This window comes from Pseudomonas sp. Larv2_ips, from assembly GCF_963879675.1.
Taxonomy (GTDB): domain Bacteria; phylum Pseudomonadota; class Gammaproteobacteria; order Pseudomonadales; family Pseudomonadaceae; genus Aquipseudomonas.
The window spans coordinates 165,981-177,674 of sequence record NZ_CAWOAW010000031.1; the positions used below are offsets into that span (position 1 = coordinate 165,981).

The window sequence follows — 11,694 nt, forward strand, 5'->3', positions numbered from 1 at the left end:
TTTGTGGCTGCCGGCCGGCGTCGAGTCCAAACGGCGCCGTCGTCAGTCCAATGGTGCACGCGCTGCACATATGTGTGGCGCGCGTGCGAGGCTGGGTGGCGACCCTACTCAGTCAGCGGGCCTTGTGCTTTGCGCTCATGGCTTCACGCAGGTGACGGATTTCCCGTAGCTGACGGCGCATTTCCCGATGACGCTTACTGTTGAGCAACAGCAGTCCCAGCATTGGAAACAGCAACCCAATGACATAGGCAGCCATATGGGGCCGATAGCCATAGGTTGGTAATACGATCAAAAAACACACCGCGTAGAAGGCGACGATGGCCCAAACGCCCCAGGCTCTCCCCCGGATCATGACGAAGTGGCTGACCGCCAAGAGCAGCCCCAAAACAACCGCCGCCACGAAGGAGTAACGCGCTCGCTCTGGTTCACCGCGGAAAAAGGTACTGGATGCCAATGAAATGGCAGCAGACAGGGAAAAACAGGCAAGGAAAAATGCACAAATAAACGCAGGGAAATACTCAGCCAAAAAAGCTTTTAACGAGACTTGGCGCACCATCACTCAAGCTCCTCGTACAACCCTACTGCGATGGTTCGAATGTTGCCGGACACTGCACTGCCGGTGAAACCAATGGCGGCACCGAGGGAGTCCCTGATCTGCGTAATAGTCGCGTGGTTGATCTCGGTCGCCGAATAGCGCTTCACCAACTCACCGGAGCGCTGGCGCAACTTCAGCAGCTTATTGCTCAGGCGTGGATCTTTCAGGCTTAGCAACTCTTTGGTGAGCGCCTTACGTTGCTGGCGGGTCAAGCCCTTGGACAGCTCGTACCAGCTTCTACCTGTCGTTGCTTTTCGAGCCTGCAACAGTCGAACAGTCGTCAGGGTAGAGGCGCCGGCGCCCAACAGCGAGGCCGCGTCCAATACCGGCATCGCATAGCGATACCATTCCTCGTTGTCCATATCGTCGTTGGCGGTCGGGTCATTGAGTTCGTTGAACGTTCTCATGCCTCCCACCACGCACTGCGCGGTACTGGCCGCCGCAGCGGTGGCGCCCAGGCCCGCCACCACCAGGCTCGCGCCACCCGTGAACGGTACAGCGACCGTGCCGCTGAACACCACAATCCAACCCAGAATTGCGCCGGCACAAGACAACGTCGTATTGACGGCCTCCCCCACGAGCCGAGACTCACGCGGATTGTTGGTCACCTGATCGGCAAACTGCGCGGGGGCTATGTACTTCTGCGCCTCACGCAAAATGATGCGCTTGGGCTTGATGCTGCAGATGGGCTTGAATTCGCGCAGCGTCACGACATTGAAGTCGGCGTCGATGTACACGACACCTGCGCCGACAATGCCGGGGTCAGCGTCGATGGCCGCAAACAGCCGTGGCAGGTTGATCTGGCTTTCAATGCGCTGGCGCGCCATGAACTGGGAGCGGCTGGCGTCCATGCCGATGTTGAGCAAGGGGTTGCTCATGGGGTGATCGTCCTTGGTAGGTGGTGACTGAACTGGCGCGAAGGCGATTCAATGCGCGCCACCTTAACAAACAGACTACCCACCGACTAGAAAGCAAAACGCCAGCACGAGGCTGGCGTTTTGCATATTCAGGCTGCGATCAACGCGGCACGACCGGCTTGCGCGCAGGCTTGCCGCCTTTGCCCTTGGCCGCGTCGGCGCGTTCCTTGGCCGCCTGCTTGTTGCGCGCCATGGCCGCCGCCTTGGCTTGTTCGCGCTTGTCCCACGGGTTGCTGCCGTCGCTGCCACGTGGCGGCAGGCCGGTGTGCTGGGTGAGGATCCTGGTGGTGGTTTCCTTGGCGACCTTGTGGCTGCCGGCCGGCGTCGAGTTCTTGCGACGCGCGCTCTGGTAGCTGTCGGTGGCCGGCTGGTGCAGCGGGATCAACTGGTCCTTGCCCGGCCCGATCAGGTCGGCACGGCCCATGCGGGTCAGCGCTTCACGCAGCATTGGCCAGCCCTTCGGATCGTGATAGCGCAAGAAGGCCTTGTGCAGACGGCGCTGCTCCTCGCTCTTGACGATGGTCACCGCGTCGCTCTTGTAGGTGACCTTGCGCAGCGGGTTCTTGCCCGAGTGGTACATCGCGGTGGCGGTGGCCATTGGCGAGGGGTAGAACGCCTGCACCTGGTCGGCGCGGAAGCCGTTGCCCTTGAGCCACAGGGCCAGGTTCATCATGTCTTCATCGGTGGTGCCCGGGTGGGCCGCGATGAAGTAAGGAATCAGGTACTGCTCCTTGCCCGCTTCCTTGGTGTACTTCTCGAACATGCGCTTGAACTTGTCATAGCTGCCAATGCCCGGCTTCATCATCTGGTTGAGCGGACCTTCCTCGGTGTGTTCCGGGGCGATCTTGAGGTAGCCACCCACGTGGTGGGTCACCAGCTCTTTGACGTATTCCGGCGACTCGACCGCGAGGTCGTAGCGCAGGCCGGAAGCAATCAGAATCTTCTTCACACCCGGCAACGCACGGGCGCTGCGGTACAGCTGGATCAACGAGGAGTGGTCGGTGTTCAGGTTCGGGCAGATGCCAGGGAACACACACGATGGCTTACGGCACGCGGATTCAATCTCCGGGCTCTTGCAGGCGATGCGGTACATGTTCGCGGTCGGGCCGCCGAGGTCGGAGATCACCCCGGTGAAGCCTGGCACTTTGTCGCGGATCTCTTCGATCTCGCGAATGATCGACTCTTCGGAACGGTTCTGGATGATGCGGCCTTCATGCTCGGTGATCGAGCAGAAGGTGCAGCCGCCGAAGCAGCCACGCATGATGTTCACCGAGAAGCGAATCATGTCGTAGGCCGGGATCTTTTCCTTGCCGTACACCGGGTGCGGAACACGTGCGTAAGGCATGCCGAACACGTAGTCCATTTCTTCGGTGGTCATCGGAATGGGCGGCGGGTTGAACCACACGTCCACTTCGCCATGCTTCTGCACCAGGGCGCGGGCGTTGCCTGGGTTGGTTTCCAGGTGCAACACGCGGTTGGCGTGGGCATAGAGCACCGCGTCGCCACGGACTTTTTCTACCGATGGCAGGCGGATCACGGTCTTGTCGCGGGTCATGCGCGGGCTGGCCAGGATCTGTACGACCTTGGCTTCTTCCGGATCATCCTGCGGACCTTTTTCCTGCTCGATGGCGCAGGCCTGGGTGTCCTGGGTATTCACGTACGGGTTGATGATCTTGTCGACCTTGCCCGGACGGTCGATACGCGTGGAGTCCACTTCGTACCAGCCTTCCGGCGTGTCACGGCGAATGAACGCGGTGCCGCGCACGTCGGTGATGTCTTCGATCTTGTGGCCCCACGACAGGCGCTGGGCAACCTCGACAATCGCGCGCTCGGCGTTGCCGTACAGCAGGATGTCGGCGGCGGCGTCGATCAGGATCGAGTTGCGCACGCGGTCCTGCCAGTAATCGTAGTGGGCGATGCGGCGCAGGGAGGCTTCGATACCGCCGAGTACGATCGGCACGTTCTTGTAGGCTTCCTTGCAACGCTGGCTGTACACCAGGCTCGCGCGGTCCGGGCGTTTGCCGGCCATGCCGCCTGGGGTGTAGGCGTCGTCGGAGCGGATCTTCTTGTCGGCGGTGTAGCGGTTGATCATCGAGTCCATGTTGCCGGCCGCGACGCCGAAGAACAGGTTCGGCTCGCCGAGCTTCATGAAGTCGTCTTTGGACTGCCAGTTCGGCTGGGCAATGATCCCGACGCGGAAGCCCTGAGACTCCAGCAGCCGGCCGATGATGGCCATGCCGAACGACGGGTGATCCACGTACGCATCACCGGTGACGATGATGATGTCGCAGGAATCCCAGCCAAGCTGATCCATCTCCTCCCTGCTCATCGGCAGGAATGGCGCAGGACCGAAACATTCGGCCCAGTACTTGGGATAGTCAAATAACGGCTTGGCTGTTTGCATGACGGTGACCGGTGTTGAGATGAAAAATCGCGGGCGCGGAATATAGCACAAATTTTGACCAATTCCGACGGTAATGGTCGGAATTGTGGTGACGCTATCGCGGGCAAGCCCACTCCTACATTTGAAGGTGTTCACCGTTCAAGTGTGGGAGCGGGCTTGCCCGTGATGAGGCCTCTACAGGCGCGGGAGAATTATTCGTCGTCGTCGAAGTTGTAACTGCCCGGCGCGAGGTTCTCGAAGCGCGTGTACTTACCGATGAACGCCAGGCGGATAAAGCCGATCGGCCCGTTCCGCTGCTTGCCGATGATGATCTCGGCAATGCCTTTATGCTCCGTTTCCGGGTGGTACACCTCGTCCCGGTACACAAACATGATCACGTCAGCATCCTGCTCGATCGCTCCGGATTCGCGCAGGTCGGAGTTCACCGGGCGCTTGTTGGGACGTTGTTCCAGGGAACGGTTGAGCTGCGACAGCGCCACCACCGGGCAGTTGAATTCCTTGGCCAGGGCTTTGAGGGACCGGGAGATTTCGGAAATTTCGTTGGTCCGGTTGTCGCCACTGGAACCCGGGATCTGCATGAGCTGCAGGTAGTCGATCATGATCAGGGCAATGTCGCCGTGCTCACGCACCAGGCGGCGAGTACGCGCACGCATCTCCGAGGGGCTGATACCCGCAGTGTCATCGATGAACAGCTTGCGGTCATTGAGCAGGTTGACCGCCGAGGTCAGGCGCGGCCAATCGTCGTCTTCCAGGCGACCGGCACGTACTTTGGTCTGGTCGATCCGCCCGAGCGATGAAAGCATACGCATGATCAGCGATTCGCCTGGCATCTCGAGGGAGTACACCAGTACGGTCTTGTCGCTGCGCAGCACGGCGTTTTCCACCAGGTTCATCGCAAAGGTGGTTTTACCCATGGATGGACGGCCGGCGACGATGATCAAGTCGGACGGCTGCAGGCCGCTGGTCTTCTCGTCGAGGTCGGTGTAGCCGGTGGAAATACCGGTGATGGCGTTATCGGTGTTGAACAGCGTGTCGATACGGTCGATGGCCTTGGTCAATAGGTCGTTGACGCTGACCGGGCCGCCGGTTTTAGGCCGCGCCTCGGCGATCTGGAAAATCTGGCGCTCGGCTTCGTCGAGGATCTCGGCGGCGGTGCGGCCTTCGGGGTTGAAGGCGCTGTCGGCGATTTCGGTGCTGATGCCGATCAACTGGCGCAGGGTGGCGCGCTCGCGAACGATCTGGGCGTACGCCTTGATGTTGGCGACGGACGGCGTGTTTTTCGCCAGTTCGCCCAGGTAACCCAGGCCGCCGACTTGAGAGGTCTGGCCTTCCTTGTCCAGCTGCTCGGCCAGGGTCACCACGTCGATCGGTGAGTTCTGGTCGGCCAGCTTGGCGATGGCGCGGAAGATCAGCCGGTGGTCATGGCGATAGAAATCACCGTCCGAGACTTGATCCAACACGCGTTCCCAGGCGTTGTTGTCCAGCATCAAACCACCGAGCACGGCCTGTTCGGCCTCGATGGAATGCGGCGGCACCTTCAGGGCAGCGGTTTGCAGATCGTATTGCTCAGGAGCTGAAATATCGTTCATGGCCACTTGGAATTAGGGGATTGTAGAAAAACAAAAGGCACGACCTGTAAACAGGATCGTGCCCGATGTTAACTGGCTGACACGCTAGGTGCCAGTCAGTTAGGTGCTGCTTAAGCTGCTACCACGACAACGCGTACGGTGGCTTCAACTTCGGCGTGCAGGTGCACGGCTACGTCGAATTCGCCTACGTTGCGGATGGTGCCGTTCGGCAGACGAACTTCGCTCTTCTGCACTTCAACGCCGGAGGCGGTCAGTGCATCAGCGATGTCGTGGGTGCCGATCGAACCGAACAGCTTGCCTTCGTCACCGGCGGTGGCAGTGATAGTCACTTCCAGCTCAGCCAGTTGGGCAGCGCGAGTTTCGGCCGAAGCTTTTTTGTCTGCTGCTGCTTTTTCCAGCTCAGCACGACGCTCTTCAAACGCAGCCAGGTTGGCAGCGGTTGCAGCGGTGGCTTTGCCGTATGGCAGCAGGTAGTTACGACCGTAGCCGGCCTTAACGTTCACTTTGTCGCCCAGGTTGCCCAGGTTGGCGACTTTTTCCAGAAGGATCAGTTGCATGTGAAAATCCTCTAACTTTTAACCTTCACCGTTCGCGTTATCAGCATCTTTCGACGCCAGACGACCGCGAAAATCAATCAGGCCGTCGACAATGGCCAAAACCACGAGTAACGGATAGATCAGCTGCATGAACAGCAACAGCGTCACGTACAACCCCACCAGCCAAAACTTGGCCAGGCGCTTTCGCGCAACCAACCCATGAATCAGGGCCAGCCCGGCAAACACCAGCGGTACGCTGCAAATCGGCGCCAGCAAGGCTATCTGTGGACCGAAGTTCGGCCCGACAACCATGCACGCCAGCAGCAACATCGCCGGTCCCGCGGGAATTCTGATACTGCGAAACTCGCGACCAAAACCACCCGGGTTGTACAACAACGCCTGCCAATAACGCCCAAGAATCAGGCTCAGCACGCTGACGACCTGCAACAATGCCGCAATCAGGCCGGTCAGGACCGGAGCAATCAGTGACACAAACCGCGCTCGCTCATCTACCGACAAATGCTGGTAGAGATCCCCGAGGGCCAACGGCAGGATCTTGACGATTTCCTGCGACAGCGCCTCGATTTGCGGGCGGAAAGCCGCGCCAAGCATCACTGAGTACACCAACCCCAATGCCACGCTGACCAGCAGCGTGCGGACCCAGGACTCACTTGCGCGTAAAACCAACGCAAGGCTCGATGACCCCAGCAGTACCAGAAGTACGCGTGGATCACCCATTTGCAGCCACCAGATCAAGGCCGGCAACAAACCCAGGGCAAGAACGCCGAGGGCGTCCTTCAAACCGCGCCGCAGCAGCACAAGGCAACCGGCGGCAGCACCCAACCAATAAAGCAGCGGCAATGCCGCACATCCAGCCACTACCAGAGTGGCCTGCACGCGACCGCGCATGATGAACTCAGCTAAGGCGCGCATGCATTCAATCCCTTACTACTTGTCGACTGCCCGGTCTCAGCGGCCGTGGCTGTCGGTGTAGGCCAGCAGGGCCAGGAAGCGGGCGCGCTTGATAGCGGTGGCCAGCTGACGCTGATAACGTGCTTTGGTACCGGTGATACGGCTTGGAACGATTTTGCCGGTCTCGGATACGTAAGCTTTCAGAGTGTTGAGATCTTTGTAATCGATCTCTTTCACGTCTTCAGCGGTGAAGCGGCAGAATTTACGACGACGGAAGAAACGTGCCATTTGATAGGCTCCTTAAAAGGTCCGTGGATTACTCGTCAGCGTTATCGCTGTTGTCGCTGTCATCACTATCAGCGCTTTCGGCGCCTTCGTGCTCAGGACGGTCGCGACGCTCACGGCGCTCACTGCGGTTTTCTTCAGCCTTGAGCATCTCGGATTGGCCGGTAACGGCTTCTTCGCGACGGATGACCAGGTTACGGATCACTGCATCGTTGTAGCGGAAGTTGTCTTCCAGCTCGGCCAGGGCCTTGCCAGTGCACTCAACGTTCAGCATCACGTAGTGAGCCTTGTGAACATTGTTGATTGCGTAGGCCAGTTGACGACGGCCCCAATCTTCCAGACGGTGGATTTTGCCGCCGTCTTCTTCGATCAGCTTGGTGTAACGCTCAACCATGCCGCCGACTTGCTCGCTTTGATCCGGGTGGACCAAAAAGATGATTTCGTAATGACGCATGAATGCTCCTTACGGGTTGTAGCCTGCCGCTCAAAAACGGTCAGACAAGGAGTGAATGACACTTATGGATCTTGCCGCAGGGAGGCACATAGATGCCTGCCAGGAAGGCAAGGGGCGCAATTGTAGAGAAGGGGGAGAAACGGCGCAAGGTGATTGGTGATTATTTGAACAACGTGCAATCCAGGCAAACCCAAAGCAACTGTGGGAGCTGGCTTGCCTGCGATGACAATGGCTCAGGCAGCATCTGTGCTGACTGACACACCGTCATCGCGGCCAAGCCCGGCTCCCACAGGGTCTTGCGTCGCTCTCGAGCCTTATTTCTTGGCTTTAGCCTTGGCGCCACGCTGACGCTGGGCTTCGAACAGGCAGACGCCCGTTGCGACTGAAACGTTGAGGCTGCTGACGCTACCGGCCATCGGCAGGTGCACCAGGTAGTCGCAATGCTCACGGGTCAGGCGACGCATGCCTTTGCCTTCGGCGCCCATGATCAGGATGGTCGGGCCGGTAAGGTCCTGGTCGTAAATACTGACCTCAGCCTCGCCTGCCGTGCCCACGACCCACAGGCCGCGCTGCTGGAGTTTCTCCAGTGTGCGCGCCAGGTTGGTCACGGCCACCAGCGGAATCACTTCCGCCGCGCCGCAGGCCACTTTACGCACGACCGGCGTTAGGGTGGCCGACTTGTCTTTGGGCACGATCACCGCCAACGCGCCGGCAGCATCCGCCGAACGCAGGCAGGCGCCGAGGTTGTGCGGGTCGGTCACGCCGTCCAGCACCAGCAGCAGCGGTGCACCTTCGGTACGGTCGAGCAGCTCGTCGAGCATCGCCTCGCCCCAAACCTGGCTCGGACTGACGTCCGCCACCACGCCTTGGTGAACGCCTTCTACCCACACGTCCATTTCACGACGCTCGGCCTGGCCGATGGCAACTTTATTCTGGGTCGCCAGCTCGACCAGCGCTTGCACGCGCGGCTCGCTGCGACCTTCGGCCAACCACACCTGCTTGACGCGCTTAGGGTGATGACGCAGCAGTGCTTCTACGGCGTGCACGCCGTAGATTTTTTCCAGACTCATGACTTGGCCTTAGGTTTGCGCGACCCGCCGCTTTTCGCGGGGGCCGAACCCGCTTTGGGCGGGCCTTTACGATGTTTGCTCGGCTTGCTCGACGGTTTTTCCGCCTCGCGGGACTTTCCCCCAGACGCCGCTTTACCACCGCTTTTGGCTTCGTTGAGCAACTGCTGCTTCAACTCGCGGCTCTTGCGCAGCTCGGCATTTTTGGCCGCAGCATCGCTAGGGCGGTAGGCTTCGGGGGCCTTGTCCTTGGCAGACGAACGACGAGCAGGTTTGGCTGACGCAGGCTCGGCGACCGCTGCTTTAGCAGGAGCACCTTTGCCTTTGCTTGCCGGCGCAGTCGTCTCGGCGCCACGTTTTTTGCGGCCAGTCGGCTCGGCTGGTTTATCAGGCATGCCGAAGTCGATCTTGCGCTCGTCGAGGTCGACGCGCATGACCTGCACTTCCACCGTGTCGCCCAAACGGAAGCTGCGACCGGTGCGCTCGCCCGCCAGGCGGTGATGCACAGGGTCGAAGTGGTAATAGTCGCCCGGCAACGCGGTAACGTGCACCAAGCCTTCGACGTAGATGTCGGTCAGCTCGACGAACAGGCCAAAGCCGGTCACGGCGGTGATCACACCCGGGAACGATTCGCCCACACGGTCCTTCATGAACTCGCACTTGAGCCAGTTCACTACGTCGCGGGTGGCTTCGTCGGCACGGCGCTCGCTCATGGAGCACTGCTCGCCCAATTGTTCCAGAGCCGCTTCGTCGTACGGATAAATCCGTGCTTTGGGAATGGTCATGGCACCGGCGCGCTTGACGTGCGGGGTGTTTTGCTTGGAATGGATCACGCTGCGGATCGCGCGGTGCGTGAGCAGGTCCGGGTAACGACGAATCGGCGAGGTGAAGTGAGTGTACGCCTCGTAATTCAGGCCGAAGTGGCCCTGGTTATCCGCGCTGTACACCGCCTGGCTCAGAGAGCGCAGCATGACGGTCTGGATCACGTGGTAATCCGGACGGTCCTTGATACTTGCCAGCAGTGCCTGGTAGTCCTTCGGCGTCGGGCCGTCCTTGCCTTTGTGCAGGGACAGGCCGAGTTCACCGAGGAACGCGCGCAGCTTCTCCAGACGCTCCGGCGGCGGGCCGTCGTGCACGCGGTACAGTGCAGGAATCTCGTGCTTTTTCAGGAATTCGGCAGTGGCCACGTTGGCGGCCAGCATGCATTCCTCGATCAGCTTGTGAGCATCGTTGCGCGTGGTCGGGGTGATCGCCGCGATTTTGCGCTCGGAGCCGAAGACAATCCGGGTTTCCTGGGTTTCAAAATCGATCGCGCCACGCACATGACGAGCGCCCAGCAATACCTTGTACAGCGAATACAGCTGCTTGAGGTGCGGCACGACATGGCCGTACTCACCGCGCAAGGCTTTGGCTTCGCTGGTTTTCGGCTGTTCCAGAATGGTGCTGACCTTGTTGTAGGTCAGGCGCGCCTGGGAGTGAATCACCGCCTCGTAGAACTGGTAGTCAGTCATTTCGCCGGTTTTCGAGATAGTCATCTCGCACACCATGGCCAAACGGTCGACTTTCGGGTTCAGCGAGCACAGGCCGTTGGACAGCTGCTCAGGCAGCATCGGGATCACGCGCTCCGGGAAGTAAACGGAGTTGCCGCGCACCTGGGCTTCGTTATCCAGGGCCGAACCGATCTTCACGTAGCTGGACACGTCGGCAATCGCGACGAACAGCTTCCAGCCACCGGAGAACAGGCGCAGCTTGCCAGGCTTGGCTTCGCAGTAAACCGCATCGTCGAAGTCGCGGGCATCTTCGCCGTCAATGGTGACGAACGGCAGATGGCGCAGGTCGATGCGTTTTTCTTTGTCTTTTTCTTCGACTTCCGGCTTGAGCTTGGCGGCTTCTTTGAGCACAGCCTCTGGCCAGACGTGAGGGATATCGTAGGTGCGCAACGCAACGTCGATTTCCATGCCCGGCGCCATGTAGTTGCCGACCACTTCAACGATGTCGCCCTGCGGCTGGAAGCGCGCAGTTGGCCAGTGAGTGATTTTCACCTCGACGAACTGACCGACTTTGGCAGCGCCATTGCGGCCCGGGGTGATCAGCACTTCCTGCTGGACCTTTGGGTTATCCGGCACGACAAAGCCGATGCCGCCTTCTTCGAAGTAACGGCCGACGATGGACTCGTGGGCACGCGACACCACTTCGACGATCACGCCTTCACGGCGACCGCGACGGTCGAGGCCGGAAACGCGCGCCAGGGCACGGTCGCCATCGAACACCAGACGCATTTGCGCAGGGCTCATGAACAGGTCGTCACTGCCGTCGTCCGGGATCAGGAAGCCGAAGCCGTCACGGTGGCCGGCGATGCGGCCAAGGATCAGGTCGAGCTTGTCCACAGGCGCGTAAGTGCCTCGGCGGGTGTAGATCAGTTGGGCATCGCGCTCCATGGCACGCAAACGGCGGCGCAGGGCTTCGAGCTGGTCTTCGGTGGTCAGACCGAATTCTTCAACCAACTGCTCGCGGCTAGCAGGCGAACCACGATCAGCGAGATGCGCCAGGATCAGTTCGCGGCTAGGAATAGGGTTTTCATATTTTTCCGCTTCACGAGCGGCCTCGGGATCGAGGGACTGCCAATCGGCCATTAGAGAGTTTTCACCTTGTCTATATGCGGGTTAGTTTGGCATACGCGTATTGAAACGGGAAATTTCAGGCATCAACAAGCGTTTTAAAGGCCTTTGTCGCCGTCAGAACGCACCTTGCACGACCTTTGGCGAAATTTTCCAGGATTTTTTCATAGCAGGGCTTTACAGTTCAAAATCGCCTCCGTATAGTGCGCGCCATCGACGACGGCAACGTTGTTGATGCTGCCCAGGTGGTGAAATTGGTAGACACGCCAGCTTCAGGTGCTGGTGATCGCAAGGTCGTGGAAGTTCGAGTCTTCTCC

At 59.9% G+C, this 11,694-nt stretch carries 10 protein-coding genes; all 10 read right to left on the minus strand.

The annotated features are described in order from the left end of the window. Positions 1–112: 112 nt before the first annotated feature. The 10 genes from AACV02_RS26405 to rnr all read right to left on the minus strand — a co-directional run bounded on the left by AACV02_RS26405 (position 113) and on the right by rnr (position 11,392). A complete protein-coding gene (locus AACV02_RS26405) occupies positions 113–556 on the minus strand; it encodes a hypothetical protein (RefSeq protein WP_119737907.1) in 444 nt (147 codons plus the stop codon). Beyond that, on the minus strand, positions 556–1,473 hold the full coding sequence (locus AACV02_RS26410) for an NAD synthetase (protein WP_119737909.1): 918 nt from the start codon (positions 1,471–1,473) through the stop codon (positions 556–558). The genes AACV02_RS26405 and AACV02_RS26410 overlap by 1 nt, the downstream gene beginning before the upstream one ends. 139 nt (positions 1,474–1,612) lie before the next feature. Further along, a complete protein-coding gene (locus tag AACV02_RS26415) occupies positions 1,613–3,916 on the minus strand; it encodes a YgiQ family radical SAM protein (protein ID WP_106577634.1) in 2,304 nt (767 codons plus the stop codon). A 191-nt stretch (positions 3,917–4,107) separates the two neighbouring features. Continuing rightward, positions 4,108–5,505 carry a replicative DNA helicase gene (gene dnaB, locus AACV02_RS26420; protein ID WP_017526410.1) on the minus strand — a complete coding sequence of 466 codons (1,398 nt, stop codon included), beginning with the start codon at positions 5,503–5,505 and terminating at the stop codon, positions 4,108–4,110. A gap of 110 nt (positions 5,506–5,615) precedes the next feature. After that, positions 5,616–6,062, minus strand: coding sequence for a 50S ribosomal protein L9 (gene rplI, locus AACV02_RS26425; RefSeq protein WP_003171376.1), 447 nt, complete (start codon positions 6,060–6,062; stop codon positions 5,616–5,618). Between the two features lie 18 nt (positions 6,063–6,080). Next, positions 6,081–6,974: a hypothetical protein gene (locus AACV02_RS26430; RefSeq protein ID WP_106577633.1), complete on the minus strand. Its 894-nt coding sequence runs from the start codon at positions 6,972–6,974 to the stop codon at positions 6,081–6,083. Positions 6,975–7,010: 36 nt separating this feature from the next. Beyond that, positions 7,011–7,241 (minus strand): 30S ribosomal protein S18, encoded by a 231-nt coding sequence (gene rpsR, locus AACV02_RS26435; RefSeq protein ID WP_002551829.1) that lies wholly within the window; start codon positions 7,239–7,241, stop codon positions 7,011–7,013. A 28-nt stretch (positions 7,242–7,269) separates the two neighbouring features. Next, positions 7,270–7,692, minus strand: coding sequence for a 30S ribosomal protein S6 (gene rpsF, locus AACV02_RS26440; protein ID WP_003217491.1), 423 nt, complete (start codon positions 7,690–7,692; stop codon positions 7,270–7,272). 314 nt (positions 7,693–8,006) lie between these two features. Further along, positions 8,007–8,762, minus strand: coding sequence for a 23S rRNA (guanosine(2251)-2'-O)-methyltransferase RlmB (gene rlmB / locus AACV02_RS26445; protein WP_010213600.1), 756 nt, complete (start codon positions 8,760–8,762; stop codon positions 8,007–8,009). Then, positions 8,759–11,392, minus strand: coding sequence for a ribonuclease R (gene rnr / locus AACV02_RS26450; RefSeq protein WP_119737911.1), 2,634 nt, complete (start codon positions 11,390–11,392; stop codon positions 8,759–8,761). Before rnr ends, rlmB begins: the two co-directional genes overlap by 4 nt. Positions 11,393–11,694 lie beyond the last annotated feature (302 nt).

Coding starts and splice junctions, on each gene's coding strand:
- rpsF (WP_003217491.1), bottom strand. CDS start 7,692: ATGCGTCATTACGAAATCATCTTTTTGGTCCACCCGGATCAAAGCGAG.
- rnr (WP_119737911.1), bottom strand. CDS start 11,392: ATGGCCGATTGGCAGTCCCTCGATCCCGAGGCCGCTCGTGAAGCGGAA.
- AACV02_RS26430 (WP_106577633.1), bottom strand. CDS start 6,974: ATGCGCGCCTTAGCTGAGTTCATCATGCGCGGTCGCGTGCAGGCCACT.
- rplI (WP_003171376.1), bottom strand. CDS start 6,062: ATGCAACTGATCCTTCTGGAAAAAGTCGCCAACCTGGGCAACCTGGGC.
- AACV02_RS26415 (WP_106577634.1), bottom strand. CDS start 3,916: ATGCAAACAGCCAAGCCGTTATTTGACTATCCCAAGTACTGGGCCGAA.
- dnaB (WP_017526410.1), bottom strand. CDS start 5,505: ATGAACGATATTTCAGCTCCTGAGCAATACGATCTGCAAACCGCTGCC.
- AACV02_RS26410 (WP_119737909.1), bottom strand. CDS start 1,473: ATGAGCAACCCCTTGCTCAACATCGGCATGGACGCCAGCCGCTCCCAG.
- rlmB (WP_010213600.1), bottom strand. CDS start 8,762: ATGAGTCTGGAAAAAATCTACGGCGTGCACGCCGTAGAAGCACTGCTG.
- rpsR (WP_002551829.1), bottom strand. CDS start 7,241: ATGGCACGTTTCTTCCGTCGTCGTAAATTCTGCCGCTTCACCGCTGAA.
- AACV02_RS26405 (WP_119737907.1), bottom strand. CDS start 556: ATGGTGCGCCAAGTCTCGTTAAAAGCTTTTTTGGCTGAGTATTTCCCT.